Genomic DNA, 26561 nt, shown 5'->3' with positions numbered 1-26561 from the left:
CCCCGAAAGACCAGCGCCCCGAGAGGGGCCGGTCGGTCTCGTTGTCCTCCCACCGTCGCACACCCGCTCGCCGTACCGCGAGGCCCCTGCGTGTAAGGACGTTCACAGGGCCACCCGGGCCTTTCTCCGCCGGGAGGGCCGAAACGATCACTTTGCGTACCTGCAGCATGCATGGCGAGATGGCCGGCCTGGAGCTGATCAGTACGGCAGCCCTGCGTCTTCTCGACGCCCACACCCGGCACCTGGCCGAGCCCGTCGCCGTCGTCACCACGGCCCCGCACGTACGCCAGGCCCTCGCCACCACGCCCGGCCTGCGCCTGTACCCCACCCTCGCCGCCGCCCTCGCCGGCCTCCCCACCACCGCCGGCCCGCCCGACCTGCGGCCCGAAACGCAAACCGGGCCGCCGGCGGTAGGCGCCAGCACGGAAGAACTGCGAAGCGAGGTGTTCGGTCTGCGCGCCAAAGCACGCACCCACGCCCAGATCGGCACGGCCCAAGGGGTGCTGTACGAGCGCTACCGGCTGAACAGCCCCACCCAGGGCTTCGACCTGCTGCGGGAAGCGTCCCAGCACCTCAACGTGCCCCTGCGGGTCCTGGCCTCCGCCGTCCTGACCGCCCCACCGCCACCGACGCCGGGCGGTGACTGGTTCCCCGGCCGCCGCCACACGCCCCCACCCACCCTGGGCCTGCTGAGCACAGGCGGGCTCGACACCCGCGACCGGCGTCAGGTCCTGCACACCGCTGTCAACGACGCCCTCACCCTCACCGACGCCGACGCCGACGCCGTCGAACTCCACCTGACCGACCCCGCCCAGGACCACGCCCTCGTCCTCGAAGACCACGCCGCCCTCACACCCGCCTACCTCGACACCATCGCCCTGGTCACCGCACCACCCGCCCTGTGCGCTCGAGCCCGTGACCGCGCCCAAGCCGTCACCGTCGCCGACATCGCCACCGAGCCCGCCTTCGCCGACAGCCCGCCAGGACGCGCCGCGCTCGCCGCCGGCACTCGCGCCCTGCACGCCCAACCCGCCGTCACCGTCCACGGCGACACCCTCGCCGTGATCACCCTCCACCGGCGCGAGCACGGACTGTGGATGACCAACGCCCAGCACACAGCGCTGGAAACCCTCGCCGCCGACATCGCCACCTGGCGCTCCTGGTACCGGCGCACCGTCATCCTCGACGCCCTCGAACACCTCCACACCCACGCCCCGCACCAGCAGCTGATACCGGGCGCGGTACCTGACCGCTGAAGACGAGCAGGAAGTGGTAGCGGCACGCGCCGACCAAGCAGGCGAATCCCCGCTCTCCTGCGGGCCCGGAGGAGGAGATGACGGGCCCGCAGCGTGCAACGCCCTCGAATGTGAGCCCCGGGGACGTGCAGGATGCGACGGAACCTACTCACCGCCGGGAGGCGCCGCCGATAGTCCCCGAATCACCTGTGCCGCGCCGTCACCGGTGTGCCCTCCGGCCGGCTCCGCTTTGCGCCAGTTGAACCGGGCGGCCACTGCAGAGCGAGCGGCCCGTGCTCTCCAGAGCGCTTGGCGTCCCTCACGAAGCCCGCCCCGAGGCTTCCCCACCCGGTCGGCCGGCGGGCCAAATCGGCGAGGCGCCGGGCACGCTGCTTAGGATCCGTGTCTGTGCCGAGGTCCCCGATGGAACTGATCATGCTGTCGTTGGGGAGGGGATCAGAGTTCGCGGGTGCGGGGGCCGGCGTATTCGGCGTCGGTGACGTGGTCGAGCCAGTCGACGTCGTCGCCTTCCCACAGGGCGATGTGGGTCATGAAGTGGTCGGGGGCGGCACCGTGCCAGTGCTCCTCACCCGGCGGGGTCCAGATCACCTGGCCCGGGTGGGCTTCGAGGATCTTGCCGCCGCGGGACTGGATCAGGGCGATGCCCTCGACGATGTAGAGGGTCTGGCCGATGCCGTAGGAGTGCCAGGCGGTGCGGGCACCGGGAGCGAAGTGCACCGCGTTCGCCCGCGTCCGGGACGGCTCCTCGCCGCGGTGGATCACGTCGGCCCAGGCGTCGCCGGTGAACATCTTCTCGGGCAGCTTCACAGTCGCGGGACGCGTACGCAGTTCCATCAGGTGGCTCCTTGAGCGAGGCAGGGGGTGGGTCAGCTGGTGAAGAGGTCCTTGGCGACGGCCATGGCGGACATGGCGCGCGGCCAGCCGGTGTAGAAGGCGAGGTGGGTGATGGCCTCGATCAGCTGGGCCTCGGTGACGCCGTTGTCCTTGGCGCGCCCCAGGTGATGGCGCAGCTGCTCGGTGCTGCCGCCTGTGACCAGGCTCGCCACGGTGATCAGCGAGCGGTCGCGCGGGTCGAGGCCGGGGCGCTCCCACACCTCGCCGAACAGGACGTCGTCGGTGAAGTGCACCAGTCGTGGGGCGAAGGCGCCGAACATCTTCGCCGCGCCCGAGGCGCGTTCGGTGTTGCCGGACATGGGTGAGATCCCTGTCGTCGGGCCCCTTGGCGGCGGGGCGGTGAGCTAGGGGTGGTGCCGGATCGCCCCGCGGTCGGCGTGGCTTGGGTCAGGCGCGATTTTGGGCGGCGGCCATGCGGGTGGCGGCCAGCGCCGCGGCCAGCGCGACGACGGCGGCCAGGATGAGGCTGATGCGCAGGCCGTGCTGGAAGCCGGCCGTGCCGGAGATCAGTGCGCCGAAGACGGCCACGGCAAGGGCGCCGCCGATCTGGCGGCTGGTGTTGAACACCCCGCTGGCGGTGCCGGTATGCTGGGCCGGTACGTGCTCCAGCAGCACCGCGGTGGTCGGGGGCATCACCAGCGGCCCGGCCAGCCCGACGGGGATCAGCAGCAGGGCGCTGGTCCACACCGGTGCCGAGGCCGGCAGTACGGCCAGGGCGATCGATCCGGCCGCGATCAGCACCAGCCCGGCGATGACCGGCACGCGGGGGCCGGTGCGCTCCGCGATCCGTGCGGAGAAGGGGGTCAGGCAGGCGCTGAGCAGCATCATCGGCAGGAACGCGATGCCGGCACCGAGGGCGGACAGGTGGTGCTGCTGCTGGAAGTCGAGGCTGAAGACGAACGGCAGTCCGTAGAAGCCGACCATGAACGCGAAGCCGATCCCGGTGGCGATCACCACCATGCTGGAGCGGAACAGCGACAGCGGCACCATCGGGTGCGCCACCTTGGCCTGCGTCAGTACGAACGCGGCCAACGCCGCGACTGCGATACCGACTGAGATCAGCACCTTCGGGGCGGTGAATCCGGCCTCGCCGGCCTCGATCGCGCCGAAGGTGAGCCCGCCCATGGCGAGGATGCCGGTGATCTGCCCGACCCAGTCGAACGGTGCCGGACGCGTCGGGGACTGCGGGCTGCGGGCGAGCAGGGCCAGGGTGAGCAGGCCGACCGGCAAGTTGATGAAGAAGATCATCCGCCAGGAGGCCAGGCTCAGCACACCGCCGAGCACCGGTCCCGCGGCGGCGGCCACGGCGCCGCCCATCGCCCACACCCCCACCGCGCGGGCCCGGCGGGCCGGGTCGGGGAAGGCGTGCCGGACCAGCGCCATCGAGGTCGGCATGGTCACAGCCGCGCCGATGCCCTGCACCACCCGGGCGGCGATGAGGACCGGCAGCGACGGGGCCAGCCCGCACGCCAGCGAGGCGAGGACGAACAGTGCCAGTCCGCCGGCGAACGCCTTGCGCGCACCGATCCGGTCCGACAGGGCGCCCGCGGACAGCAGCAGGGCGGCGAACATCAGCGTGTAGCCGTCGACCACCCACTGCAGGCCGGTGATCCCGCCGCCCAGCGCGTCACGGATCGAGGGCAAGGCCACGTTCACGATCGTCGCGTCCAGAGTGATCACGAAAAACCCCAGCACGGCGGCGGCCAGCGTCGCCGTGGCGTGCCGGCCGCCGTCAGCCGTACCCACCTCCCGTGAGCGACGCGAGGAAGCGGTGACGGTCATGTCGGCTGATCCTCTCCAGTGAATGAAACGCGCCGGGCCAGACGGTCCGGCCAACACATCCACAGAACCACGCACCGGCTCTGACCTGGGAGTCCTTGCTGGGAGGGGTACTGGCAGGGACCCCCGCACGCGGCACCGGCCTACGCTGGAGCCGTGCCAGCCGACACCGTCCGCGAGGACATCCGCACCTTCCTCACCAGCCGCCGCGCCCGCATCACCCCCAGGGACGCCGGGCTGCGCGACTTCGGCGGGCGGCGGCAAGTATCGGGTCTGCGGCGCTCAGAGGTCGCCCAGCTCGCCGCCATCAGCGTCGAGTACTACACCCGCATCGAACGCGGCAACGTCGGAGGCGTCTCCGAAGACATCCTCGACGCCCTCGCCCGCGCCCTGCGCCTGGACGACGTCGAACGCGCCCACCTGGCCGCACTCGTCCGCGCCGCCAACAACCCCCACCGCCTACCGGACCGCGACGGCGGCTCCAGCCACGTACGGCCCAGCCTCCAACAGATCCTCGACGCCATGACCGGGGCAGCCGCCTTCGTCCGCAACGCCCACCTGGACATCCTCGCCACCAACACTCTCGCCCGCGCCCTGTACACAGAGGCCCTCGACAGTGACGAGCAGCCCCCCAACCTGGCCCGCTTCGTCTTCCGCGACCCCCGAGCCCGACGCTTCTACCGCGACTGGGAGGGCATCGCCCACGACGCCGTCGGCAGCCTGCGCACCGAAGCCGCCCGCACCCCCAACGACACCGACCTCGCCGACCTCATCGACGAACTCACCACCTGCAGCGCCGAGTTCGCCCAGCGCTGGGACGACCACGACGTCGACTACTACCGCTCCGGCCAGCAGCGCTTCCACCATCCCGACGCCGGCGAACTCGACCTCGACTACGACGCCCTCGAAGTCCCCGCAGACCCCGGCCTCACCATCGTCACCTACACCCTCGCCCCCACCGCGCCCCACGCCACCGCATTCCTGCGGCTTTCCCACCCACACCCCAAGGCCCGGTCCGAGACACCGAACCCGGCAGCCGACAGCGGCCCACCACGATGACGCCGCCCGTCACTCCGCGTCAGCGTCTTCGATCGCGTCCGGGTCACGGAAGGGGCGCAGGCCCTGCCCGGGGCCGCCTGCAGGCTTGTAGGGCCGTGCAGAGACGGCACCACCCGGCGTCGAAAGGCAGTCAGCTGAGATCCAGGCCGCGGCGTCCGATGTCGTTGAGGGCGTCGGGCGGGAAGCGGTCGGGCCATGTGCGCTCGTAGTCCTCGGCGGGAAAGTCGCTGGGGCTGGAACCGCTCATGAACGCCTCGCGGACCTGCGCGGCATACCGCTCGTTACGGGCGCACCAGGGAGCGGCGGGGATGTACATGACGTTGCCCCAGCCTTTCTGGTTCTCCACGGGTGCCACGCTGTGGATCATGTCGCAGTGCCACCACACCGAGTCTCCGGCCTTGACGTCGGGGATGGGACTGAGGGCCCGGTACAGCGCCGGGTGCCACCTCTTGGTGACGGGGAAGACCTGGTTGGTGCGCACGCCGCACATCGAGTCCTCGGGCACGTCGGGGAGCAGAGGGCGTAGCAGGAGGTAGGCCATGATTTCGGGGATCGGGACGGTGTGGAGCACGCCCTGGTCTGCGTTCATGTCGGACAGGGCGGTCCAGCCCTGGAAGGTGCGGAAGGCGGAGCACATGGTCGAGCCGGGGTACTGCGCGCCGGTGGTGCGGTGGGCGGCGTCCCACGGGTCGTAGGACTCCACGGTGCCGTCGAAGACGTGCCGGAAGGCCTTCTGGTAGTCCTCGGTCATCCACAGGTCGAGCGTGCCGGGGTCGCAGTGGGTCCCGAGGCCCGCGGAGTCGGCGCCCGGGGGGCGGCGGCGGATCCGGTCGGGGTAGAGCGCGTCACGGTCCGGGTCGAACCACTGGGTTCCATCCTTCGAGGTGTGGCGCCACAGCGAGTTCAGGAATGTCTGGACCGTGGACATCCGCTCTGATTGGCGGGCCTGCATCTGGGCCGTGGACCAGTAGACGGGGTAGATCTCCGGTTTTGATCCGACGCTGCCGAAGAAGTCGTCCCCGGGGCCGGTGTACTTCTCGAAGAAGTCGTTGCGCTCGACGTAGTCGACGATGTCGGCGTCCCAGGCCAGGGCCTGCTCTCGGGGGAAGTGGCCGCGTACGACCAGGCAGCCGCGTCGAGCGAGCTTGGCGAGCTCCGCGGGCCTGACCGCGCCGGCCCGGATCACGTCGTAGTCGATGACAGGCCAGACCTCCTCACCGCGGGTGCGGTCCGCCTCGATTTCCTGGATGCGCTCTTCGACGCGGCGCTCGGCGGCGGCGAAGACCTCCGCGACGGTACGGCCCGAGGCCTCGATCCGGGCCCGCAGAGCGGGCTTGATCGCGCGGATGGCGGCCCCGAGATCCTCCGGGGTCTCCTCCCAGTGCGGCAGAGGCGGAAGGGTGTGCTGCGGTTCAGTGGCGAGCGTCATCACTCGGCTCCTTTAGTGAGGACTCCTTACTAGAACTACGCTAGAGCCCCACCCACCTTTAGGCAAGAGTCCTTACTAGAATGTGCGCATGGCACCGCCGAAGCCCTCGCTGGAAATGCTGCGCAGTCTGACCGACGAGAACGTGCTGCGCATCCTGATGACTCACCCGCAGCTGACACGGGCGGAGATCGCCGCGCACACCGGGATTTCCAAACCGACGATCTCCGACAGCGTCCAGCGTCTGGTCGACGCCGGGCTCGTCGCTGACACCGGGGACCGCACTGCCGGGCGGGGCCGCGTCGGCGCGTACTACGCCCTCGCTCCGGACACCGGCGCCGCGCTGGTGGCCGGCATCACCCCGCACGGCGTGACCGCCGAGGCCGTCGACGTCCACGGCACGGTTCTGCAGCAGGTGCACAGCGCGCTCGAACGCCGAGACGGACCCGACCGTGTCGCCTCAGCTCTCGCGGAAGCCGCCGCCGGCATCAGCGGCAGCGCTTCGGGGCCTTTGCGTACCGCGGTGGTGAGTGCCGCCGATCCCGTCGACCGTGCCACCGGCCGGCTTGTCCACTTGCCCGACGCACCTTTCCTGGTCGGTGATCTCGATCCGCCTTCCGTCCTGGCCGCCCATGTCAGAGGACCTGTGCTGGTCGACAATGACGTCAACTGGGCGGCAAGCGCCGAGCGCGACCATGGGTGCGCAGCCGGTGTCGACGATTTCGTCTACCTCCATCTCGGCCGTGGCCTGGGCTGCGCCGTCGTCAGCGACGGCCAGGTGCGCCGCGGCCACCACGGCCTGGCCGGCGAGATCGCTCACCTGTACACCGTGGGCCCCGGCGGCGCCGCCATGCGGTTCACCGAGGTCTTCGCGGCACTTGACCTGCGTCACCCGGACTCGACCGCCATCGACACCGACGCTCTCGTCTCCCGACTGGCCGCAGCGGACGAGCAGGCAAAGAGTCTGCGTGCCGTGCTGGCCCGGGCGATCGGCGGCGTCCTGACCGCAGCGGTCGCTCTGACCGACCCCAGCATGATCGTCATCGGTGGGGAATGGGGCACCCGAGCGGGCATCACCACCGCCGTGGCCGAGGACTTCGGCCGGAGTCCGCGACCCGTGCCTGTCACCGCCGCCATCCTCACGTCACCTGATCTGGACGGCGCCCGCACTAAAGCGGTGGAGGAACTGCGCACTCTCATCGTCCGGTCCGCCCATCCCGCCCTGCAGCAGTGACCGCCCGAGACGCTCCGACCACCGACTCGAGGAAGCGCACCCACACCCTCCACGCCGACCGCCCCAGCCTGCCCGACGACATCCGGCTGATCGTCACCGACATGGACGGAACGCTGCTCGCGCAGCTACGTCGGCGCGGGACCCTGTTCAGCCCGGCCAACGGCGCCAGGCAGCAGCGCAAGCCAGCCACCCGGCTGGGCGTGACACCAGCGGAAGCGCCGTCCCCGGCCTCCACCGTCACGAGCGCGACGAAGGGCCCGGGGGGGTCGGAAGCAAGGCACAGGCGGCGTGCCAACGGGGGCTCGCAGCCCTCGCGCGCCCACCGGCCTGCTTGTGAGAGCGTTGCCCTCCCGGGGTTCACCGGTTCGTTCCGTCAGGCAGGCCGGGGTTGCCGGAGTCCCTGGAGGAGCAGTTCGATCAATCGGCGGGGGTCGTAGCGCGGGTCGCTGTCGCGTCCGATGCACAGGTTGCCGATGCCGCGCATCAGCTCGACGGGCTGCGTGCCGGCCTGGATGTCGCCGGCGTCGACCGCGGCGTCGAGCAGCTGCGCGCACACGGGTTCCAGGCGGTCGAGGAAGTAGGTGTGCAGCGCGGCGAAGCGGCTGCTGTCCGACTGCAGGGCGTCGGCGAGTCCGTGCTTGGTGACCAGGAAGTCGACGAAGAGGTCGATCCACTGGCGCAGCGCCTCGAATGGAGAGTCGGCGCCGGCCAGCAGGCTTGGGCCTGCCTCGGCGCATGCCTCGATCTGGTGACGGTAGACGGCGGTGACCAGATCCGCCCGGGTCGGGAAGTGGCGGTAGATCGTGCCCATCCCGACGCCCGCTTCGGCCGCGATCTGGCGGATCGGCGCGTCGACACCCGAGGTGACGAAGACCTTGGCGGCGGCGCTGAGCAGCGTCTGCTGGTTGCGTACCGCGTCGGCCCGCTTGGTTCGGGCCGACGGCTTCCCGGTGGGGCTCTCGGCGGACACGAGGCTTCCTTTCCATCACCGTTGACAAAGCGGAACATCGCTCCGAATAATAAATGGAGCAACGTTCCGTTTCAGGATAGCTGAGGTCAGACACGTCTGACCACTCGCCTGCCACCGCCCGGGCTTGGTGCCGGCAACGGTGCAGGTTCCATAAGGAGACCGCTCATCATGACTGCATCAACCGGATCCGCCGCCGCCTTCGGCTCGCCCGCTCCCGTCCTGTCGTACAGCCCGGTGGTCCTGTCCGTGCCTGGACGGCCCGTGGACCTCCAGGTCCGTGTCTCCGCGCCCGCCACCGGGACCGGCCTGCCCGTCATCCTGCTCTCCCACGGCCACGGCGGCTCCAACAACCTGTCCTCGCTCAACGGGTACGCGCCCATCGCCAATCTCTGGGCGGCAGCCGGGTTCGTCGTCATCCAGCCCACCCACCTCAGCTCCCGCACACTGAGTCGTCAGCTCGCCGACACCCCCGGAGCCCCCGTCTTCTGGCGCTCCCGTGCCGAGGACATGAGCCACATCCTCGACCGGCTCGACGAGATCGAGAAGACCGTGCCGCAGCTCGCAGGGCGCATCGACCACGACAAGATCGCGGTCGCAGGGCACTCCCTCGGCGGCCACACCGCCAGCCTCCTGCTGGGCGCCCGCAGCGCCGACCCCGACACCGGGGAGGAAGTGAACCTGCTCGAGCCCCGGATCAAGGTGGGTGTGCTGCTGGCCGCACCTGGCAGGGGCGGCGACATCCTCAACGGACCGATGGCCGAGATGGTGCCGTTCTTCCACACCACCGACTTCTCCACGATGGCCACGCCCACCCTGGTCGTCGCCGGCGACCAGGACGACTCCAAGCACTTCACCGACGTCGGCCCCGACTGGCACACCGACCCCTACCGCCTCGCCCCCGCACCCAAGACCCTGCTCACCCTCTTCGGCGCCGGGCACCTGCTCGGCGGCATCTCCGGATACGACGCCGCCGAGACCACCGACGAGAGCCCCGAGCGGGTCGCCGCCCTCGCGCGCCTCACCTCGGCCTACCTGCACACCCAGTTCCAGCCCGACGACCACGCCTGGCAGGCGGCCTGCGAGGCGCTGACGACCGGGGCCGCCCCGGCCGGACGGGTGGAATTCAAGTAGGCAGCCGTGGTGATTGCGTGCGGGCCGCTCTCACAGCGGTCCGTTCGGTCTGGGCTTTGAAGGTTGTCCATGTAAGCGAACGTTGTCGGTCAACGTGTCCGGGGACCATTGGCCCAGTCCATTGCCTTTCCGCCTACCGCATTGACGTTTCCCCCACCACCAAAATGCCCGATATGTGCGGAGCTCCGGCCTGGTGAGTGCCGGTCAGGCGCCCACGACATGTGGCGGATACCGGCGTATCGGCGTGGAGGGGTGATAGTCGCCTAATCCGGCCACGGGATAAGTTTCCGGACGGCTGGCCAGCCACCGCAGTTCCTGCTCGACCGTTCGGAAGGGACAACGCTCATGCTCAAGGTGAAGAAGGCCATCGCCGCCGCGGTGCTGGCCGGCGCCGCGATCATCGGTTCGGCCGCGGCCCCAGCACTGGCCACGCCGGCCCACGGCAGCCTGGTCAACGTCGAGGCCAACAACCTGCTCAACGGCAACCAGGTCGTGCTGCTGCAGAACGTGTCCGTGCCGGTGGCCGCCGCGTTCTGCGGCGTCGACGTCAACGTCTTCTCCGCCCAGCTCAACCAGGGCAAGGCGTCCTGCCCCGCCCAGACCAACTCCCAGCAACTGGCCTGGGCCGTCTACAACTGACGGACACAGCGGCCGACAGAGCCCGCTCACGGGGCCTGTAAGCACCGGCCGGGGTGGCAGCAACCAGCTGTCACCCCACGCCCCTGACCGCCGACCGAGACGACGACCTTGGGGTGCGACCCGGTCGATCGCGGGCAAGCTCAGCATCAAGACCGGCAAGAACGCGGGCAGGACTAAGCTCACTGCCGGCTGCTGAGTCGGGTGTGAGCGGTAGGTCGTCCGTGTAGGCATTGACGGGTGGGGTCATCGGTCTGGTGCCGTGGATGTCGAGGGCGGCTTCGGCGGTCCTCGTGCCGAGCGTGCCCTTCGGATGCCAGGTGCCGGTCACCGCCAGCCAGGTGTTGGCGGGTGGGGCTTGAGTCCCGTACATCCGCACCTTCACGGACTGCGAGTCCGCCGCACAGCAGGTGAAGATGATCCGGGTCAGATACCAGCCGTCCCCCCGCTCGGCCGGGGTGACGAAGCCGGTCATCAGAATGGTGCGGCCCTTGATGGCACGTGCGCGGTCCTGGCGGACGCGGGCGGTGAAGTCCGTGAGGGTCATGGGCAGCGGTGAGGTCGCGGGCAGTGGAGCGAACTGGTTGTGCTCCTTGACCGCCTTGTCGTTCGAGCGTGCCGCGGTGTACGCGCCGAGGGCCGGCGGGGCGTAGAGGAGCAGGCTCAGCGCGGGCAGGAACAGCAGCCAGGCGATGCGCGGTGCGCCGGAGTGACCGTGCCCGTCGTCGGCATGCTCATCCCGTCCCCGGTCGAGCACCGCCCCCGCCAGGCCGAGTAGCACCAGCAGGAAGCCGGAGATGATCAGCAGCGGGCGCAGCCCTTCCTTGACGTACCGCAGGTAGCGGTCGGTGAGGAGAGCGGAATGCAGCAGACCGGCGCCGGTCAGGACCAGGAGCGAGGCCTGTACGGGGCGTCTCACAGCAGCGCGCCTCCGATCAGTGCGCTGGCGGCGACCGCCACCACGGTGGTCGCAGTGGAAAAACGCCAGGCGAACTCCCGCCCGAACGTACCTGCCTGAAGCGCGATCAGCTTCAGGTCGACCATCGGCCCGACCACCATGAACGCGAGCCGCGCGGTCGGCGAGAACCCGGTCAACGATGCCGCGACGAAAGCGTCGGCCTCCGAGCACACCGCCAGCACCACAGCCAGTCCGGCCAGGAAGAGGACCGACCACCCGGGCGATCCGGAGAAGGTGTCGAGGACGGAGCGCGGCACGGTCACGTTGAAGGTGGCCGCCGCCATGGCGCCGAGGACGAGGAAGCCTCCGGAGTGCAGGAGGTCGTGCTGGAAGCCGAGACGGAACTCGGTCCACCGGCTGTGACCGTGCCGGTGACCGGTGTGCCGGACGGTCGGCCGCAGCCATTCCTCCCGGCCCAGCCAGAGCCACAACCAGCCCATCGCGGCGGCGGTCGCGAGCGAGGCAAGCAGCCGGGCCACGACCATCGCCGGACTGCCGGGGAAGGCCACAGCGGTGGCGGTCAGTACCACCGGGTTGATCGCGGGCGCGGAGAGCAGAAAAGCGAAGGCGGCGGCCGGGGCGACACCCCGGCACATCAGGCTGTTCGCGACCGGCACGGAGGCGCACTCGCAGCCGGGTAGCACGGCGCCTGCCACGCCGGCCACCGGAACCGCGAGCGTGGGTCGCTTCGGCAGGACCCGCGTGAACAGCTCGGCGGGTACGAACGCATTGATCGCGCCGGACAGAACCGTGCCCAAGAGGAGAAAGGGAAGCGCCTGAACAGTGATGGCAAGGCACACCGTGCGCCAGGCTTGGACGGCGGGATGACTGAGCCACTGAGCGCCCCAAGCCGCCGGACCCAGGACAGCCACACTCACGACTGCCAGGCTTCCGGCCACCATCGGCCATGAGATGCGGCGACGTTCAGGCCTACGAACGGCTACTGCCGCCGCCCCTCCGACCGCATCAATCACTCCATCCGCTTTTGGCATTTCTACTCCAAATATCGGATACGCGACGAAGATAGGCGAGTGAGCCGTCCGAGACCCGCCCCCACGCCGTCATGACCAAATCATGGGATTTCGAACAATCCCCCCGAGAGCTCCGGCCTCCGTCCGGATGCGGGAGCCCTGAGTTCTCCCGTTCGGCAGGAACGCGGCCGGCTGCTGCGCGTGCTGTCCAGCGATGCCACCCGCTGCAGCCTGGAACGCCGGCCCCTACGACCTCACCCGCGGCCGGATCCGCTACCGGTACCGGGCGTGACGGAAGGAGCCGGCGCCTCCGAGACCACGTAGGAAAATCAGAAGCCGCAGTGCTTCTGATGCCTCCCGCACGTGGCCGTCGCCCTATCGAGAGCCGTAGGGCAGTAGCGCCATCTCGCGTGCGTTCTTGATGGCCTGCGCTATCTGCCGCTGCTGCTGACGCGTCACGTGGGTCACCCGACGGCTGCGGATCTTGCCGCGGTCGGAGACGAACTTCCGCAGCAATTCGGTTTCCTTGTAGTCGACATAGGTGATGCCGGCGGCGTCCAGCGGGTTGATGCGCTGACGCCTGGCGGTCTGACGCCGGATGCTTGTGCGTCGGGACATGGTGAGGTCGGTCCTCTCTCTTCAGGTCACGCGGTCGAGCAAGTCGTCAAAGGCGTGCGGGAGTTGCTTCCAGCGGTCCCTGCCCGCCGCGTACTCCTCGTCCGTGAGCAGGCATGAATCGAGCAGGGCCGACAGGCCGTCGCAGTCCAGGCCGGGCGAGGTGAAGGTGAGGTACTGGCAGCGGTCGCCGTGTTCCGGGTGCCAGTCCACGGAGGCGGCGAGACGGCGCTCGGCGGGCACCATCTCCCAGGCGGCGTCGGGCAGAGCTGCCAGCCAGGGCCCGGCCGACTCCACGCACAGCGCGCCGCCGGCGGCGTCCCAGGACAACAGGGTGTCGGGGCGGTCCGCCAGCCAGAACCGCCCCCGGCTGCGCGCGGCGGCGCAGGTGAGGTCCTCAAGCGCCGCGTACAGGCGCTGCGGATGGAAGGGCCGTTCGCGCCACCAGACGAAGGATCTCACACCGTGCTCGTCGCACGACTGCGGCAGCAGCGCGCATGCTGGATGCACACGGGCGGCGGCCGCCGCCACGTCGAAGCCCGCCAACAGCGCTGCCCCCAGGGCACCGTCGCTTTCCACCCGCACGCTTCGTGCGCCTGGTGTGAGCTGGGCGAGCAGCGCGTGGTCGGCGTCGTCGGCGGCCTCGTCGCAAGAAGTACCGTCGCCGAGGGCGATCACCGTGGGGTACTCCAGCTGCCGGGCGAAGGTGTCAGCGACCGTGCGCTGGTCGGTCGGAGCGGCCGCGAGGCCGACGTCGCCCAGGTCGTCGCCGTTGGCCAGGTACGGCAGGACGAGTGCCGGGTCGACCGCGGTGGCGACCCCGGTCAGCGCCAGCGGTGCGCCCGCGGCGGCGATGACTCCAGCCATGGCCTGCGGCTCGACGGAATCCCACAGTTCCACCACGGCCAGACGATGCCTGCCCTCCTGCGCGAGACGTAGCAGTTCGGGGACGAGATCCTCGCGCAGCGCGCAGCACGCGCAGTCGTTCACCAGGGGTGCGTCGCCACTGCCCAGCAGGCCGTGGGCATCGCGCACCGTCCGGTGCACCGCGCTGTCGACGGCGGATGTCAGGTCGTGGTGCAGCGCGACAGAGCCGGGGACCGTACGCAGGATCTGTTCTACGGCGGCCCGGCGGGCGTCGGCGTGCAACCCGGCGACGATCGCGACCGGCAGCCGTACCTCGTCCCGGTTCACTGCTCGCTCCGTCCATTTCCGTACCGCCGCTCGAAGCGCTCGACCCGCCCCGCGGTGTCCAGGACCCGCTGGGCGCCGGTGTAGAAGGGGTGGCTCGCCAAGGAGACCTCGACGTCGATGACCGGGTAGGTGTTGCCGTCCTCCCAAGCGATGGTCTTGTCGCTCGTGGCCGTGGACCGGGTGAGGAAGGCGTAGTCGGCGGCCCGGTCACGGAAGACGACCGGGCGGTACTCAGGGTGGATTCCGGGCTTCACGGCTTTCAGCGCTCCTCACGAAAGTCGACATGGCGGCCGGCGACCGGGTCGTACTTGCGCAGGGTGAGCCGGTCGGGGTTGTTACGACGGTTCTTGCGGGTCACGTAGGTGTAGCCGGTACCGGCGGTGGACCTCAGCTTGATGATCGGGCGTAGTTCGTTGCGGGCCATGGACAGCACCATACAAGAGATTGATTTTCATTTTCATCTGGCGCTAGTGTGCTGCTGCACCCACCCAAAGGAGGAACAGCCATGTCCGCCCACTGCCAACTCACCGGCCGACAGCCCGGCTTCGGCCACCACATCTCCCACTCGCACAGGCGCAGCAAGCGCCGCTTCGACCCGAACATCCAGAGCAAGCGCTACTGGCTGCCGAGCGAAGGCCGCCACGTCCGGCTCACGCTCTCGGCCAAGGGCATCAAGACGGTCGACACCATCGGTATCGAGGCCGCGGTGGCCCGCATCCGCGCCCGTGGAGGGAAGGTCTGATGGCGAAGAAGAGCAAGATCGCGAAGAACGAGCAGCGGCGCCTCATCGTGGCCCGATACGCCGCGCGCCGCGCCGCATTGAAGGCGATCATCGCGTTCCCCGGAAGCTCCGACGAGGACCGCGCCGCCGCCCAGCGGGAACTGCGCCGGCAGCCCCGCGACGCCAGCGCCACCCGCCTGCGCAATCGCGACTCCGTGGACGGCCGCCCCCGCGGCTACCTGCGCACTTTCGGCCTATCCCGCATCCGCGTACGCGAGATGGCCCACGCGGGCGAGCTCCCTGGCGTGACCAAAAGCAGTTGGTAACCCGGCACGCCAGGGGCTCACAACGGGCGCATCGGCGACGCAGCCCGAATCTGTGCCCGGTTCCGAACGCGCCTTCCGCCACTTTGAACGGGGGCGGGCGGCGGCACCGGCTCGTGGCGTTCTGCAACGAGCAGGGTGGGTACGGCGTACCCCGCACGCGGAGGGCTTCCGCGTGCGGGACCCGGGGCCGTACCGACCGTCCCAACTCAGCCGACAGGGCTTCCGGCACTGAGCCTTCTCCCGTCGCGTGCGTCGCGGGTGGCTGGGGTGCCGGGCCGCCCAGGGGGCACGGGTGAGGGCGGCCCGACAGCCGGGGGCTCGACCACACCCCCAGGGGGAGGGGGCGGGAGCGTCCTTCCGGCAAGCCGACACTGCCTGGGATGGGGACAAGCCACGCAAGACCCGGCGTGGGGCATGTGGCCGGGGCTCGGGGGCGCTGAGGGTGGGACGTGAGTGGTCAGCTGATCGGGATGGTCAGCAGGTGGCGCAGCCGCTCCAGGCCGGTGGCGTTACTGCCTGTTCTCTATCCGCTCGCGCGGTCGCACAGGTTCGAACGGGAGCCTGGTTCGGATGAGTTGTCCGGGGCGAGGGCATGAAGGAAGGGCCTCTTGGTAGCTCGCGGATGTCGAGTCCAGCGAGAAGCAGAGGCCCTGTTGTCGAAAGTGTCGCGTGGTCGTGGTCGTCGAGTCCACTTCGTTCACTCGTGGGTGTGACTGCCTCGCCCACAGGTTCGGGAACGCGGTCGACCGGCCGCAGCGCCGGCCCCGATACGGCTCGGACATGAGCGATGCCGAATCGACGCAGTGCGCTATCTCGTCGACAACGGCATCAAGTGGCAGGCGATGCCCGCGGACTTCCCGCCCTGGCCGCGCGTCTACGCCTCCTTCGCCCGCTGGCGGGACACGGGACTGGCAACCGAACTGCACGACCGGCTGCGGGAAGCCGTCCGGCGCATCAGATGGAGAAAAACTCGCTCTGCTGCGTCGAGGGCTTTGAGTGCGCGAAGGGTGCTCGGGCGGCTGAAGAGAGCTCCCAGTGCGGCCCTGCGGTGGCGTTAGGTCCCACTGGGTCGATTACGCGGGCACGGGCGAAGACGTTCCCTTAACCCTGGCAGGTTTGTGCGGGCACGGACAGGACCTGTGAACCGCTGCGCGTGATCCGATAGCACTGCCGGGTGGACTCTTCCGACACCATGACCGACACCCTCACCGTGCCTCCGGTTCTCGTGACGGCGTTGACCGTGAGGAACCGCCGGTAGGGCGTGAGTGCCCTCCGCAATCCAATGCGAGTCAGCTCCGACGCATCCAAGGCAGCGACACGCTGGGCGGCGATCCGAGCGGCGCTGCCGACCGAGTCGGAGGGGGCGCAGGTGTCGTCCTTCAAGACGGACATCGTTGACGTCCAACCGCGGTTTTCAGCGGGGGCGTAGGTGTAGTCGAGGCATCTGTCGATCACGCCCTCGCTGGTGCCGAAGAGTGTCCTGGACTCGTACTCGACCCGTTTGACCATGCGAGCCCTGAACGCGTGACGGGACGCGTCGTACGAGATTACGGGAGCGCCCGTGTGCTGGTGGATCACGGCTGTGAGTACGTCCGGATCACCGGAGCTTTCATTGTCGAGGGCATGTATGGTGTCGTTCTTCGTTCGGCGGAGTTGTTCGTCGAGCGCTTGCAAAGCCTGCTGCCGGTGCTCGACATTGACCGTGTCGGTGTGGCGGGTCCAGTACCACAACGCGCCGAGTACGGTGCTGAGCACGGCGATCACCACGACCAGGACGGTCAGACAGCCGGTGGTCATGGCAGGCTCCAGCCGTGCCATGACCACCCGACCGCGCCTATGAAGGGACTGCATTAGCGCCCTTGTATCCGATGTCGGTCAGAGCCTGGCCCATGACCTGCGCGTAACCCGTCGTTCCCGCATTTCTCGGGTGGAATGGTTCAAGGCTGAGGCAGGTGTTCTGCCCCGGCTTGGTGATGCAGGGAGCCTGGTTGGCGGGGTCTCCGTCGTGGAAGTCGCCGTCCCCATGGGGACCTGCCACTACTCCGTTGATCCATTCGTCGCTGTCACACAACCCGTGACCCTTGAACGCGGGGACGGGATCGGCGAACGCCACCTTGGTGCCGCTCCTTTTTAGCTCGTCGATCTTGGTTTTCTGCTTGTCGCGCATGTAGTCGGCCAGGTAGTTCAGAGTATCGAAGTCGCCTGCCCAGCACTGGCTGTCGCCGACGATGTGGGGGTAGCCCATGAGAACGATCTGGGCGTTCGGTGCGGCGTTGGCGATCTCGTCGATCACGGTTCCGGTATCGGCGACCGCTTGGTCGATCTTTCCCGTGTAGTCGTTCCTCTTGCATACGACGACCACGTAGCAGTTCTTGACGGCGTTGGTGAAGCTGCCGCCGTCGTTTCCGCCGATGGTTGGGGTCTCCCGTCGTGAGCTGCGACGTTGTTGCGCCGGAGCAGGTGACGTTCTGGAAGTCGACTGAGGTTGTGTGACTGTTCGGCAATCCCGACGGCGGATCCGACGGCGTCTACGTCAAGAACCGCAGCACCAACAGCGGATACGACGTGCTGTTCATCCGAGTCCGCTGACCGGCTGACCGAATCAGGCGCTGACCGGCCGACCGGCTGACCGATTGACCGACCGCCCCCGACCGACCGGCCGTGCTCCATCAGCCACCGCCGCAAGGGCCACGGCCGGCCGGTCCTCCGCTCGAACAGACCCACGCCGGGGATAGGTTTCGTCCATGGCATCGCGAATCGGTGAACTCGTGCTCGGTTGCCGCGACCCCGAGGCCCTGGCGCGGTTCTGGTGTGACGTCCTGGACTTCGCCGTGCTCGGCCGCGAAGAGGACGGCGGCGTCGAGATCGGCCCGCCCGAGGGAGCCGGCGGCCCGCAGCCGACGATCTTCCTCAGCCGCACGGAGGAACCGGAGGAGGGAAAGCCCCGGCTGCACATCGACGTCAACGCCACGGACCGCGATCAGGACGCCGAGCTGGAACGCCTCCTGACGCTCGGGGCGCGTCCGGCCGACATCGGCCAGACCGGCGAGGAGCCCTGGCACGTCCTCGCCGATCCCGAGGGCAACGTGTTCTGCCTGCTCAAGGCCCGCATCGCCCCGGTGTGACGGTGCCGCAGGTGCTCAGTCCCGCCGCGCCGCCCACGGCCGCAGCTTCTCCGGATTGCGGACCGCCCAGATCCGGGTGACCCGACCGTCGGAGACGTCGAACGAGGCCACGGTCATGACGACGCCGTCCCGTTCGGCCACCAGACCCGGTACCCCGGTGACCGACCGCTCCAGGAGCACGAGACCCGGGGCCTTGTCGGCGATGGCGACCATGTACTGCGCGATGCGCGCACCGCCCTCGACCGGGCGCGGCACCGCGCCGACCATGCCGCCGCCGTCGGCGGTCATCACGGCAGCGGGGTCGAGGACACCGACGAGGGCCGCGATGTCCTTGGTCTCCCACGCCTCCTTGACGCGCCTGACCACGTCCGCCCGGCCGTCCGCCGCGACAGGATCCCGCGAGACGTCCACCCGCCGCCGGGCGGAGGCCGCCAGCTGCTTGCACGCGGCGGGGGTCCGCCCGACGACGCCGGCGATCTCGGCGAACGGGTACCGGAAGACGTCGTGCAGCACGAAGGCCACCCGCTCGGCGGGCGTCATCGACTCCAGGACCACGAGGAACGCCATGGACACCGACTCGTCCAGGACGATCTGATCGGCGGGGTCCCCGGGCCCCGTGGCCCCGGCACCGCCTGCGGGGCCCCACTCGGCACGGTCGGGCAGCGGCTCGGGCAGCCACGCGCCGACGTAGCGTTCACGACGGGCCCGCGCCGAACCGAGCAGGTCCAGGCAGATACGGCCGGTCACCGTCGTCAGCCAGGCACCGGGGGAGAGGATGTCCTTCCGCCGGCTCTGCGGCAGGCCGTACCAGCGTGCGTAGGCGTCCTGCACCGCGTCCTCGGCCTCGCTCACCGAACCCAGCAACCGGTAAGCGACGTTGATCAGTTGACTGCGCTCACCGGCGATCCCGTCGGTGCCGGTCACGACACCTCCCATGCTTCCGGCCGCCCCCTCGCCTTACCTTTCGCGGTCCCGCGTCGTCGGACGGGTGAGACCTTATCGATCAACTGCCCGAGGGCGGAAAAGGGGACTGTCACATGGCCACCCGGACGAAGACGGCGACCACCCGGCGCATCACCTCGTTCCTGCGTATCGCGATCGCCCTGCAGACCCTGACCATCTTTCTCCAGGCGGTCTCCGCGGGGCTCCTGCTGACCGCGTCCTACGGGGAGACGCTGCACAGCGTCGGAGCCCGTGTGATGTACGGGGCTTCGATGCTGTACGTCCTCGCGGCCGTGCTGGCCTGGAAGCCGGGCGGCGGCTCGCCCCGGCCCGTCTGGCAGGCCGCGGGCTTCCTCGTGCTCGCCTCGGTCCAGGTCGTCCTCGGCATCGCCCACGTGCCGTCCGTCCATCTTCCGCTGGGCGTCCTGATGTTCGGCCTCAGTGTGCTGGCACTGACCCGACGCTGAGGTCCGCACCGTGACCCGCGCTGACGGCGGTGACGGGGGCGTGAACCGCCACCCCGCGCCACAGCGTCCCGACCCGTCCGTCAGCGGTCGTCGCCCCCGTGGCCCAGGGGCACCTGTACACCCGGTCAGACCAACGTCGTGATGCAGAACGGATGGCCGGCGGGGTCGAGGAACACCCGCCAGCGCTCGGGCTGCGGCTGGAACTCCGGCTTGGAAGCGCCGAGTTCGAAGAGGCGCTGCTCGGCGGTGTCCAGGTCGTCGACGCCCAGTTCGATGTGCGCCTGCTTCTCCTGGGCCGGGTCGGGCCAGGTGGGCGGGCGGTGGTCGGGCAGGCGGTTGAAGCCGAGAGGGGTCGCTCCGTCCTTGCCGATCAGGGTGAAGTCATCGCTGGTGAACAGCGCCGACATGCCCAGCAGTTCGCCGTAGAAGCGGGCCATCACGGCCGTGTCGGCGCAGTCGAGGGTGACGGCGGCGTAGCGGAACTCGGGTGCGGAACCGGTGTGGGTGCTCATGCGGGGAACGCTAGGCCGTGACCCGGACAGCTACGGTCCTGGTCGTGGCCCGGTGTGGAAAACTTCCCCCGTGATCGGCTCCTCCGCCCGCCTCCTGCGACTGCTGTCGCTGCTGTCCTCCCGGCCGTCGTGGACCTGCGCCGAACTCGCCGAACGCATCCAGGTCACGGACCGCACGGTCCGCCGGGACATCTCCCGGCTCCGTGAACTCGGCTACAGCGTCGACTCCGAACCCGGCCCCTGGGGCGGCTACCGCCTCCGTGCCGGCACCCGGGTGCCGCCGCTGATCCTCGACGACGAGGAGGCGCTCGCCGTCGCGGTCGGACTGCGGGAGGCGGCGCAGGGCGACGCCCTGGGGAGTGACCAGGCCGCGCTGTCGGCCCTGCTCAAGCTGCGCCAGGTACTGCCCGGGCGGATCGCCGAGCGACTGGGCGCACTGGACGACGCCTTCGTCAGCCTCCCCGCGGCCGACGGGCCACGGATCAGAACCGGCCTCCTGCTCGAACTCGCCCTCGCCTGCCGCGCCGGCGAGCGCGCCCGGCTGTCGTACGTCGACGCCGAGGGACGGGCCACGCTCCGGGACGTCGACCCCTACCGCCTCGTCCGCACCAACCGCCGCTGGTACTTCGTCGCGCGCGACGTGGCACGCGACCAGTGGCGAACCTTCCGCGCCGACCGCATCGACCGCCTCCAGCCCACCGGCCGACCGGCCGACCTCACCGACCCGCCCGACGCCGCGTGGCTGGTCTCCCGGAACACGGCCAACGGCCCCTACCCGCTGTCCGCGACCGTCCGCCTGCCCCTGCCCATGGAAGCGGCGCTACGCGTCGTCCCCGCGACGGTCGGCACCCACCGCCCCGACGGCCCGGAAGCCACCCTCGTCGACATAGGCGGCCCCGACCCGGACGGCCTCGCCCGCTACCTCCTCGGCCTGGGCACCCCGCTGCGCGTCCTCGCCCCGGACTCCGTACGGCAGGCCCTGCTGCGCCGCACCCGGGAACTCCTCGAGGCCCACGAGTGAGCCGGGAGTGGGAGGGGCCCGATGCCGGGCGGGGTTCGGGCCCCTCGTCTCCGCACGCGTCGACGGAGGGGGGTGACGTCCGCGCGCGTGCCCTGCTCAACGCCCCAGCCGCAGGAAGGTTACGCCGGCCGCCGGCCCCGGCCCTTGCCCCGCACGAGCCGACCGGTCCCACCCGCCACCCGGGCTCCCTCAGCGCCCCTCGGCCCCCGGCCCGTACCGCGCCGCGATGTCCTGCGACGAAGCCCACCGGCTGTACGTCGGCGACTGCGGCCAGCCCTCGGGGGAGTCCTGCCACTCCTCCTGACGTCCGTACGGCAGGACGTCGATCAGCGCGAAGGAGTGACTGAGCTGCTCCGTGCCGCGGCCGTCCGTGTGCCACGTGCGGTAGACGGTGTCGCCGTCGCGCAGGAAGACGTTGACGGCGAAGCCCCCGCCGGGCGGCGCGCCGACGTCGGTCCCGAACGGGCTGTCGGCGGTCGAGTACCACGTCATCCGGTTGCCGACCCGCTCCTTGTAGGCCAGCGCCTCCTTGATCGGACCCTGGGTGACGATGACGAACCGCGCGTCGTAGTCGTCCAGGAAGTCCAGGCGGGTGTACTGGGAGGTGAACCCCGTACAGCCGGGGCACTGCCACTCCTTGCCCGCGAACCACATGTGGTTGTAGACGATCAGTTGCCGCTTGCCTTCGAAGACGTCCGCCAGCCGTACGGGGCCGTCCTCGCCCTCGAGGACGTAGTCGGGCATCTCGACCATCGGCAGGCGACGACGCTCGGCGGCGACGGCGTCGAGCTCCCGCGTCGCGGCCTTCTCCCGGGCCCGCAGCGCGGCGAGCCGGTGCTCCCAGGTCGCCGTGTCGACGACGGGCGGCAGTGCGTCGTTGGTCATGGGTACCTCACAGAGTTCGTTCCACAGCCGTTCCCTTGCACGGATGCGGACTCCGGCGGGCCCCGGAACTCATCGGTGCACGCGTCGCCGCCCGGGACTCAAGCCCAGAGATCCCGGCTCCCGCAGATCCGCGCCCCCATGTTCCGCTCCATCATGCGGAGCGCCGCCTTCGCGAGATCCTCGTGGATGTGGGCCACGGCGTCCTCGAGGACGACGACGTCGAAGTGCCGGATGTGGGCGTCCAGGGCGGAGTAGAGCACGCACTGCTCGGTGACCTGGCCGCACAGCACGAGCCGCTGGATGCCCTGCTGATGCAGCAGATAGGTCAGGGGCGTCTCGTAGAAGATCGAATGGCGGGCCTTGAGCACGAACAGCGAGTCCGCGTCCGGCTTCAGCGGGTCGACCAGATCGGCGTGGGGCCCGCTCAGGGCGTGATCCAGAAGTTCGCCGTGGTGGGAGCGCCACTCGCCGAAGTTGTCGTTGACGTAGATGACCGGCATGCCGTGGCCCCGTGCGCGCTCCAGCAGGTCGGCGATCACCGGCACGACCGGCTCCACCGAGGGGATCAGCAGCTCGGCGTCCTCGTGGTCGTACGTGTTGATCATGTCGATGACGATCAAAGCTGTCTTGCTCACCCTGTCAGGGTTTCACGCGCCTGACGTGAGGCAACTCCTGCCCGTCCCGTCCCCGGCGTGACCGGCTCCCCCTCCTTCGCACGATTGTTTGCTCGGCCCCGGGAGCGGTTACCCGCGCTAGCAGACGTGCCCGTCGCCGGTCGGCCGTGTGACCGGATGCCGGGCGAGGGGCTTGGCAGGGGCGGCCGTACGACGAGGGCAAGGGGTTGATGGCGATGACGGTGGCGACGCAGCAGAGTGGTGGCGGCGGTGGTTCCAGCGGCCTCTACGACGTCCTGGAACTCATTCTGGACCGGGGACTCGTGATCGACGCGTTCATCCGCGTCTCCCTGGTCGGAATCGAGATCCTCAAGATCGACATACGGATCGTCGTGGCCAGTGTCGACACGTACCTGCGTTTCGCCGAGGCGTGCAACCGCCTCGACCTGGAGGCGGGCCCGCGCAAGCCGGCCGGACTGACCGAGCTCACCGGCAAGATGATGGAGTCCGGCGCCCGCGGCAAGACCAAGGGCGCACTGTCCGGTGCCGCCGAGACGATCTCCGACGCCTTCCGGCAGGCCCGCGAGGAGGGTCAGCAGAAGTAGGCCGGCCCTGCCGACGCCCCGTGCCCGGTCAGCCGTCCGCGGGCAGGGGCTGTTCGGTCCAGATGGACTTGCCGGTGAGCGTGTGGCGCGTGCCCCAGCGCTGGCAGAGCGCGGAGACGAGCTGCAGACCGCGGCCGCCCTCGTCGGTGGCCGAGGTGTGGCGGATGTGGGGTGTGGTCAGGCTGGCGTCGGAGACCTCGCAGATCAGTGCGCGGCCGCGGAGCATGCGCAGCCGGATGGGGCCGCAGGCGTGCCGGACGACGTTTCCTACCAGCTCGCTGACCACGAGTTCGGTGGTCATGAGCAGGTCCTCGTCGGAGAGGTGCCAGTCGGTGAGCTGGGCGCGGACCAGGTCGCGGGCCTGGCCCGCCGCCATGGGGTCCTCCGGCAGCGGCCATTCGGCGATGTTCCGCGCGTCCAGCGGGTGCGGACGGGCCAGCAGCAGGGCGGCGTCGTCGACCATCGCGCCGTGGGAGGGCAGGAGGGCGGACGTCAGGGAGGCGCAGAGCGCGTCCAGGTCGAAGGGCTCCGCCGGTGAGGCGGGCATGCTGCGTACGGACCGCGACAGCAGCGCGGCGAGGTGGTTCATGCCGGTGGTGACGTCCCGGTCCTTGCTCTCCACCAGTCCGTCGCTGTACAGGGCGAGCAGGCTGCCTTCGGGCAGCACGGTCTCCAGGGTCTCGAAGGGGGGAGCGGCCACGCCCAGGGGCGGGTCGGGGGCCATGGGCAGGAACGCGACGGTTCCGTCGGGGTGGGCCACCGCCGGGGGCGGCTGGCCGGCGCTGGCGTAGGACAGGCGGCGGGTGACCGGGTCCCAGACGCCGTACAGGCAGGTCGCGAAGGCGTCGGTGCCCAGTTCGCCGACGATGTCGTTGAGGTGGCCGAGAATCTCGTCGGGGGGCAGTTCCAATTCCGAGAGGGTACGGACGGCCGTGCGCAGGCCGCCCATGGTGGCGGCCTCGGCCATGCCGTGGCCCATGACGTCGCCGATCACGAGCGCCACGCGGGCGGCGGAGAGCGGGATGACGTCGTACCAGTCGCCGCCGACGTCGGCTCCGTGGGTGGCCGGCTGGTAGCGCGCCGCGGTGGTCACCTCGGGCAGTTCGGGCAGGGCCTGCGGCAGCAGACTGCGCTGGAGGGTACGGGCGCGGGTGGTCGCCTCGTCGTAGAGCCCGGCCCGTTCGAGGGCCTGTGCGATCAGGCCGCTGAGCGCGGTCAGCAGGGTGCGTTCGTCGTCGTCCAGGGTCCGGGGCCGGTCGAAGGAGATCACGGCCGCGCCGATCTCGCGCCCCGACACCGCCAGCGGCAGGATCGCCCACGCCTGTTCGCCGCCCTCGCGGAGCAGGGTTCCGGTGCCGGGATAGCGCTGGACGATCTCCTCGGGGGAGGAGACGCAGAGCGGGGTGCGGGTGCGCAGGGCGTCCGCCACCGGGTTCGTGGCGTCCCCCACCGTCCACATGCCGTCCAGCAGTCGGCAGAAGCGGTCGGGATGGCCCTGGGAGCCGATGACGGCGAGCCGGTCGCCCGCCACGCCGAGCATGACGAGCCCGGTCGCGCCGAGGGGTGCCGTCACACCGTCGGCCACCGCCGCCATCACGTCCTGCGCCGTGACGGCCTCGGCCAGCTCCCGCGTGACCCGCTGCACCAGGGCCGCCCGTTCGGCGGCCGCGCGCTCGGCGGCGACCCGCTCGGCCTCCCGCAGGTGCCGCTCGGTGGTGTCCGTGATGTAGAGCGTGAGGCCCTCGGGCACCGGCACCAGCCGCAGGTGGTACCAGGACGTCCCCTCCGGGCCCGGCACGTCGAACTCGGCCGGCCGGCCCTCGGCCGCCGTGGCGCGGCACAGGTGTTCCAGCTCCGGTACGGCGCGTACCGCGGGGATGTTCCAGAGCAGGGCCCCGGCCACCTCGCCGGCGGCGCCGAGGAGCCGCTCGGCGGCGGGGTTGAGGAACCCGATGCGCCAGTCCGCGTCCAGGGCGACGAAGCCGTCGCTCATGTGCCGCAGTGCCCGTCCCACGGATTCGGCGGCGGCGTGCGTCTCGCTGCTGTCGCGGAGGGTGCCGGCCACCATGACCGGGTTGCCCTCGTCGTCCGTGAGCGTCCGGGCGCGGGCCTCGATCCAGAGGTACGTGCCGTCCTGGCGCCGGATGCGGTACTCGTTCTGGAAGCCGCCGCGCAGCTGGATGCCCGTGTCGAAGCCGGCTACGGCTCCCGGCAGGTCGTCGGGGTGGATAAGGGCCGCCCACGCCTCGATGCCGCCGCTCATCACGCCCGGGTCGATGCCGGTGAGCACGTCCTCGACGGGCCGGTCGGCGGTCAGCGCGCCGGTGCACAGGTCCCAGGTGTACGTGAGGGCGGGCGCGCCGCCCGCCGCGTCCGGCCGGGGCTCCTCCCGTGTTCCCGGACCGTCCTCCAGGGCGCGGACCAGGGTGGGGGACGGATTGAGGGTGCCGGACGACCTGAGTCCGGCGGACATCCAGGCGGCCACCTCGTCCAGGAAGGCGCACTCCGCGGCGCTGGGCCGGTCACCCGGGGCGAAGAGGACGGACAGCGCGCCGCGTCGCCGGCCGTCACCGGGGAGGGGGACGGCGAGGTGACCGATGCCGGCGGGCAGGCCGGAGGGCCACAGGGCGGCGGGGTCCCGGCCGGGCACCGGGTCGGGCGGGGTCAGTTCGGGCTGCCAGGCGAGGGCGTCGTCCCGGGCGGCCATGCTGGGCGGGGCCGTGCCCCGGACCGGGATGATCAGCCACGGCCGTGCCATCGGCTCGGGCAGACCGCTGTCGGCGACCAGGTAGAGGATGCCGCTCATGCCGCCGCCGGGGAGGTGCACCATGCCGCCCAGGCCGCGGACCTCGGCGACTGCGTGCTGGAGCGCGGTCAGGAGGACCTCGACATCGCGCCGGTCCTCGTGCACGGCGTCGAGCAGCCGCATCCGCATGCGGTGGCGCTCCAGGGGCCGCACGGGGGGCACCGACCGCAGTCCCCAGGGCTGGTGCGGTGGACGGGAGGCGTGGGGTATGGACGCGCCGATGTCGTTCGCATCGCTGCCTCTGGTATTCATCACGGTCGACTGTCGCCTCCGCTCACCGCTCGGCTCCTTGCCCGGACGGACGTCCTCGACGCGGATCCCGGCGATCCCGCTCCGCCGGTTCCATCCCTATCCGAACAAATTTAGGCGATTCAATACGGAGTTACGGTTTTTCGCAACGGAACCACCGTATGT

General features: G+C 70.3%; 29 protein-coding genes and 1 pseudogene. 12 read left to right on the top strand and 18 right to left on the bottom strand.

The genetic code is table 11. The annotated features are described in order from the left end of the window. Positions 1-167: 167 nt before the first annotated feature. The gene (locus tag B446_RS02560; protein WP_020937836.1) at positions 168-1256 is read left to right on the top strand and encodes an ANTAR domain-containing protein; all 1089 of its coding nucleotides are present in this window, start codon (positions 168-170) and stop codon (positions 1254-1256) included. Positions 1257-1691: 435 nt separating this feature from the next. Here B446_RS02560 and B446_RS02555 read toward each other — a convergent pair whose 3' ends face one another. The 3 genes from B446_RS02555 to B446_RS02545 all read right to left on the bottom strand — a co-directional run bounded on the left by B446_RS02555 (position 1692) and on the right by B446_RS02545 (position 3932). Beyond that, positions 1692-2090 (bottom strand): cupin domain-containing protein, encoded by a 399-nt coding sequence (locus tag B446_RS02555; RefSeq protein WP_020937835.1) that lies wholly within the window; start codon positions 2088-2090, stop codon positions 1692-1694. A 32-nt stretch (positions 2091-2122) separates the two neighbouring features. Beyond that, complete coding sequence (locus tag B446_RS02550; protein ID WP_020937834.1) at positions 2123-2449, bottom strand: carboxymuconolactone decarboxylase family protein; 327 nt, start codon at positions 2447-2449, stop codon at positions 2123-2125. An 88-nt stretch (positions 2450-2537) separates the two neighbouring features. Continuing rightward, positions 2538-3932, bottom strand: a complete 1395-nt coding sequence (locus B446_RS02545) for an MFS transporter (protein ID WP_020937833.1) — start codon at positions 3930-3932, stop codon at positions 2538-2540. Positions 3933-4085: 153 nt separating this feature from the next. On the opposite strand from B446_RS02545, the gene B446_RS02540 reads away from it, so the two are divergent. After that, positions 4086-4988 carry a helix-turn-helix transcriptional regulator gene (locus tag B446_RS02540; protein ID WP_020937832.1) on the top strand — a complete coding sequence of 301 codons (903 nt, stop codon included), beginning with the start codon at positions 4086-4088 and terminating at the stop codon, positions 4986-4988. Between the two features lie 130 nt (positions 4989-5118). Here the strand turns inward: B446_RS02540 and B446_RS02535 are convergent, their stop codons facing one another. Further along, on the bottom strand, positions 5119-6417 hold the full coding sequence (locus B446_RS02535; protein WP_020937831.1) for a DUF1479 domain-containing protein: 1299 nt from the start codon (positions 6415-6417) through the stop codon (positions 5119-5121). A gap of 88 nt (positions 6418-6505) precedes the next feature. Here B446_RS02535 and B446_RS02530 point away from each other — a divergent pair, with 88 nt between their 5' ends. After that, positions 6506-7648, top strand: a complete 1143-nt coding sequence (locus B446_RS02530) for an ROK family transcriptional regulator (RefSeq protein WP_020937830.1) — start codon at positions 6506-6508, stop codon at positions 7646-7648. A gap of 373 nt (positions 7649-8021) precedes the next feature. On the opposite strand, the gene B446_RS02525 is transcribed toward B446_RS02530, so the two are convergent. Continuing rightward, positions 8022-8618 carry a TetR/AcrR family transcriptional regulator gene (locus tag B446_RS02525; protein ID WP_020937829.1) on the bottom strand — a complete coding sequence of 199 codons (597 nt, stop codon included), beginning with the start codon at positions 8616-8618 and terminating at the stop codon, positions 8022-8024. 168 nt (positions 8619-8786) lie between these two features. Between B446_RS02525 and B446_RS02520 the strand changes: the two genes are divergently transcribed. Next, complete coding sequence (locus B446_RS02520) at positions 8787-9749, top strand: alpha/beta hydrolase family protein (protein ID WP_043474583.1); 963 nt, start codon at positions 8787-8789, stop codon at positions 9747-9749. Positions 9750-10094: 345 nt separating this feature from the next. Then, positions 10095-10388 (top strand): hypothetical protein, encoded by a 294-nt coding sequence (locus B446_RS02515; protein ID WP_020937827.1) that lies wholly within the window; start codon positions 10095-10097, stop codon positions 10386-10388. A gap of 199 nt (positions 10389-10587) precedes the next feature. Here the strand turns inward: B446_RS02515 and B446_RS02510 are convergent. The 6 genes and pseudogenes from B446_RS02510 to rpmG form a co-directional block, all read right to left on the bottom strand. After that, positions 10588-11304: pseudogene (locus tag B446_RS02510) on the bottom strand (TIGR03943 family putative permease subunit); the annotation flags it as partial. Beyond that, complete coding sequence (locus B446_RS02505) at positions 11301-12245, bottom strand: permease (protein ID WP_337587799.1); 945 nt, start codon at positions 12243-12245, stop codon at positions 11301-11303. The gene B446_RS02505 and the pseudogene B446_RS02510, both read right to left, overlap by 4 nt. 444 nt (positions 12246-12689) lie before the next feature. Next, a complete protein-coding gene (gene rpsR, locus B446_RS02500) occupies positions 12690-12932 on the bottom strand; it encodes a 30S ribosomal protein S18 (RefSeq protein WP_020937824.1) in 243 nt (80 codons plus the stop codon). A gap of 21 nt (positions 12933-12953) precedes the next feature. After that, positions 12954-14123, bottom strand: coding sequence for a GTP-binding protein (locus B446_RS02495; protein WP_020937823.1), 1170 nt, complete (start codon positions 14121-14123; stop codon positions 12954-12956). Beyond that, positions 14120-14377 carry a type B 50S ribosomal protein L31 gene (locus B446_RS02490; RefSeq protein WP_020937822.1) on the bottom strand — a complete coding sequence of 86 codons (258 nt, stop codon included), beginning with the start codon at positions 14375-14377 and terminating at the stop codon, positions 14120-14122. The genes B446_RS02495 and B446_RS02490 overlap by 4 nt, the downstream gene beginning before the upstream one ends. 5 nt (positions 14378-14382) lie before the next feature. Continuing rightward, positions 14383-14547: a 50S ribosomal protein L33 gene (rpmG, locus tag B446_RS02485; RefSeq protein WP_014150502.1), complete on the bottom strand. Its 165-nt coding sequence runs from the start codon at positions 14545-14547 to the stop codon at positions 14383-14385. An 81-nt stretch (positions 14548-14628) separates the two neighbouring features. Between rpmG and rpmB the strand changes: the two genes are divergently transcribed. From rpmB to B446_RS38020, 3 genes are all read left to right on the top strand, one after another. Further along, positions 14629-14865, top strand: coding sequence for a 50S ribosomal protein L28 (gene rpmB, locus B446_RS02480; protein WP_020937821.1), 237 nt, complete (start codon positions 14629-14631; stop codon positions 14863-14865). Then, on the top strand, positions 14865-15170 hold the full coding sequence (rpsN, locus tag B446_RS02475) for a 30S ribosomal protein S14 (RefSeq protein ID WP_020937820.1): 306 nt from the start codon (positions 14865-14867) through the stop codon (positions 15168-15170). The genes rpmB and rpsN overlap by 1 nt, the downstream gene beginning before the upstream one ends. Positions 15171-16012: 842 nt before the next feature. After that, positions 16013-16228 carry a hypothetical protein gene (locus tag B446_RS38020; protein ID WP_237751135.1) on the top strand — a complete coding sequence of 72 codons (216 nt, stop codon included), beginning with the start codon at positions 16013-16015 and terminating at the stop codon, positions 16226-16228. Positions 16229-16271: 43 nt separating this feature from the next. Here B446_RS38020 and B446_RS02470 read toward each other — a convergent pair whose 3' ends face one another. Both B446_RS02470 and B446_RS02465 read right to left on the bottom strand, forming a co-directional pair. Beyond that, the gene (locus tag B446_RS02470) at positions 16272-16967 is read right to left on the bottom strand and encodes a hypothetical protein (protein ID WP_020937819.1); all 696 of its coding nucleotides are present in this window, start codon (positions 16965-16967) and stop codon (positions 16272-16274) included. Between the two features lie 37 nt (positions 16968-17004). After that, on the bottom strand, positions 17005-17463 hold the full coding sequence (locus B446_RS02465) for a hypothetical protein (RefSeq protein ID WP_148305715.1): 459 nt from the start codon (positions 17461-17463) through the stop codon (positions 17005-17007). 451 nt (positions 17464-17914) lie between these two features. Here B446_RS02465 and B446_RS02460 point away from each other — a divergent pair, with 451 nt between their 5' ends. Beyond that, positions 17915-18295 (top strand): VOC family protein, encoded by a 381-nt coding sequence (locus B446_RS02460; RefSeq protein WP_020937817.1) that lies wholly within the window; start codon positions 17915-17917, stop codon positions 18293-18295. A gap of 15 nt (positions 18296-18310) precedes the next feature. Here B446_RS02460 and sigJ read toward each other — a convergent pair whose 3' ends face one another. After that, positions 18311-19231, bottom strand: a complete 921-nt coding sequence (gene sigJ / locus B446_RS02455) for an RNA polymerase sigma factor SigJ (protein ID WP_043474580.1) — start codon at positions 19229-19231, stop codon at positions 18311-18313. Positions 19232-19332: 101 nt separating this feature from the next. On the opposite strand from sigJ, the gene B446_RS02450 reads away from it, so the two are divergent. Beyond that, positions 19333-19704 carry a hypothetical protein gene (locus B446_RS02450; RefSeq protein WP_020937815.1) on the top strand — a complete coding sequence of 124 codons (372 nt, stop codon included), beginning with the start codon at positions 19333-19335 and terminating at the stop codon, positions 19702-19704. A gap of 125 nt (positions 19705-19829) precedes the next feature. On the opposite strand, the gene B446_RS02445 is transcribed toward B446_RS02450, so the two are convergent. Further along, positions 19830-20216, bottom strand: coding sequence for a VOC family protein (locus B446_RS02445; RefSeq protein ID WP_020937814.1), 387 nt, complete (start codon positions 20214-20216; stop codon positions 19830-19832). A gap of 70 nt (positions 20217-20286) precedes the next feature. Here B446_RS02445 and B446_RS02440 point away from each other — a divergent pair, with 70 nt between their 5' ends. Further along, positions 20287-21237, top strand: a complete 951-nt coding sequence (locus B446_RS02440; protein ID WP_020937813.1) for a helix-turn-helix transcriptional regulator — start codon at positions 20287-20289, stop codon at positions 21235-21237. Between the two features lie 189 nt (positions 21238-21426). On the opposite strand, the gene B446_RS02435 is transcribed toward B446_RS02440, so the two are convergent. Then, positions 21427-22122: a DUF899 domain-containing protein gene (locus B446_RS02435; protein WP_020937812.1), complete on the bottom strand. Its 696-nt coding sequence runs from the start codon at positions 22120-22122 to the stop codon at positions 21427-21429. Between the two features lie 98 nt (positions 22123-22220). Further along, complete coding sequence (locus B446_RS02430; RefSeq protein ID WP_043474577.1) at positions 22221-22757, bottom strand: cysteine hydrolase family protein; 537 nt, start codon at positions 22755-22757, stop codon at positions 22221-22223. Between the two features lie 215 nt (positions 22758-22972). On the opposite strand from B446_RS02430, the gene B446_RS02425 reads away from it, so the two are divergent. Further along, positions 22973-23341: a gas vesicle structural protein GvpA gene (locus B446_RS02425; protein ID WP_043477350.1), complete on the top strand. Its 369-nt coding sequence runs from the start codon at positions 22973-22975 to the stop codon at positions 23339-23341. Between the two features lie 28 nt (positions 23342-23369). Here B446_RS02425 and B446_RS02420 read toward each other — a convergent pair whose 3' ends face one another. Beyond that, on the bottom strand, positions 23370-26399 hold the full coding sequence (locus tag B446_RS02420) for a SpoIIE family protein phosphatase (RefSeq protein WP_237751119.1): 3030 nt from the start codon (positions 26397-26399) through the stop codon (positions 23370-23372). Positions 26400-26561: the final 162 nt, after the last annotated feature.

The sequence above is a fragment of the Streptomyces collinus Tu 365 genome (assembly GCF_000444875.1).
Taxonomy (GTDB): Bacteria; Actinomycetota; Actinomycetes; order Streptomycetales; family Streptomycetaceae; genus Streptomyces; species Streptomyces collinus_A.
The sequence above is the reverse complement of the archived record's forward strand: the minus strand, read 5'-3'. Positions and strand labels throughout refer to the sequence as shown.

Coding starts and splice junctions, on each gene's coding strand:
- B446_RS02560 (WP_020937836.1), top strand. CDS start 168: ATGCATGGCGAGATGGCCGGCCTGGAGCTGATCAGTACGGCAGCCCTG.
- B446_RS02555 (WP_020937835.1), bottom strand. CDS start 2,090: ATGGAACTGCGTACGCGTCCCGCGACTGTGAAGCTGCCCGAGAAGATG.
- B446_RS02550 (WP_020937834.1), bottom strand. CDS start 2,449: ATGTCCGGCAACACCGAACGCGCCTCGGGCGCGGCGAAGATGTTCGGC.
- B446_RS02545 (WP_020937833.1), bottom strand. CDS start 3,932: ATGACCGTCACCGCTTCCTCGCGTCGCTCACGGGAGGTGGGTACGGCT.
- B446_RS02535 (WP_020937831.1), bottom strand. CDS start 6,417: ATGACGCTCGCCACTGAACCGCAGCACACCCTTCCGCCTCTGCCGCAC.
- B446_RS02530 (WP_020937830.1), top strand. CDS start 6,506: ATGGCACCGCCGAAGCCCTCGCTGGAAATGCTGCGCAGTCTGACCGAC.
- B446_RS02520 (WP_043474583.1), top strand. CDS start 8,787: ATGACTGCATCAACCGGATCCGCCGCCGCCTTCGGCTCGCCCGCTCCC.
- B446_RS02515 (WP_020937827.1), top strand. CDS start 10,095: ATGCTCAAGGTGAAGAAGGCCATCGCCGCCGCGGTGCTGGCCGGCGCC.
- B446_RS02505 (WP_337587799.1), bottom strand. CDS start 12,245: ATGGTGGCCGGAAGCCTGGCAGTCGTGAGTGTGGCTGTCCTGGGTCCG.
- rpsR (WP_020937824.1), bottom strand. CDS start 12,932: ATGTCCCGACGCACAAGCATCCGGCGTCAGACCGCCAGGCGTCAGCGC.
- rpmG (WP_014150502.1), bottom strand. CDS start 14,547: ATGGCCCGCAACGAACTACGCCCGATCATCAAGCTGAGGTCCACCGCC.
- rpmB (WP_020937821.1), top strand. CDS start 14,629: ATGTCCGCCCACTGCCAACTCACCGGCCGACAGCCCGGCTTCGGCCAC.
- rpsN (WP_020937820.1), top strand. CDS start 14,865: ATGGCGAAGAAGAGCAAGATCGCGAAGAACGAGCAGCGGCGCCTCATC.
- B446_RS38020 (WP_237751135.1), top strand. CDS start 16,013: ATGCCCGCGGACTTCCCGCCCTGGCCGCGCGTCTACGCCTCCTTCGCC.
- B446_RS02470 (WP_020937819.1), bottom strand. CDS start 16,967: ATGACCACCGGCTGTCTGACCGTCCTGGTCGTGGTGATCGCCGTGCTC.
- B446_RS02460 (WP_020937817.1), top strand. CDS start 17,915: ATGGCATCGCGAATCGGTGAACTCGTGCTCGGTTGCCGCGACCCCGAG.
- sigJ (WP_043474580.1), bottom strand. CDS start 19,231: ATGGGAGGTGTCGTGACCGGCACCGACGGGATCGCCGGTGAGCGCAGT.
- B446_RS02450 (WP_020937815.1), top strand. CDS start 19,333: ATGGCCACCCGGACGAAGACGGCGACCACCCGGCGCATCACCTCGTTC.
- B446_RS02445 (WP_020937814.1), bottom strand. CDS start 20,216: ATGAGCACCCACACCGGTTCCGCACCCGAGTTCCGCTACGCCGCCGTC.
- B446_RS02435 (WP_020937812.1), bottom strand. CDS start 22,122: ATGACCAACGACGCACTGCCGCCCGTCGTCGACACGGCGACCTGGGAG.
- B446_RS02425 (WP_043477350.1), top strand. CDS start 22,973: ATGACGGTGGCGACGCAGCAGAGTGGTGGCGGCGGTGGTTCCAGCGGC.
- B446_RS02420 (WP_237751119.1), bottom strand. CDS start 26,399: ATGAATACCAGAGGCAGCGATGCGAACGACATCGGCGCGTCCATACCC.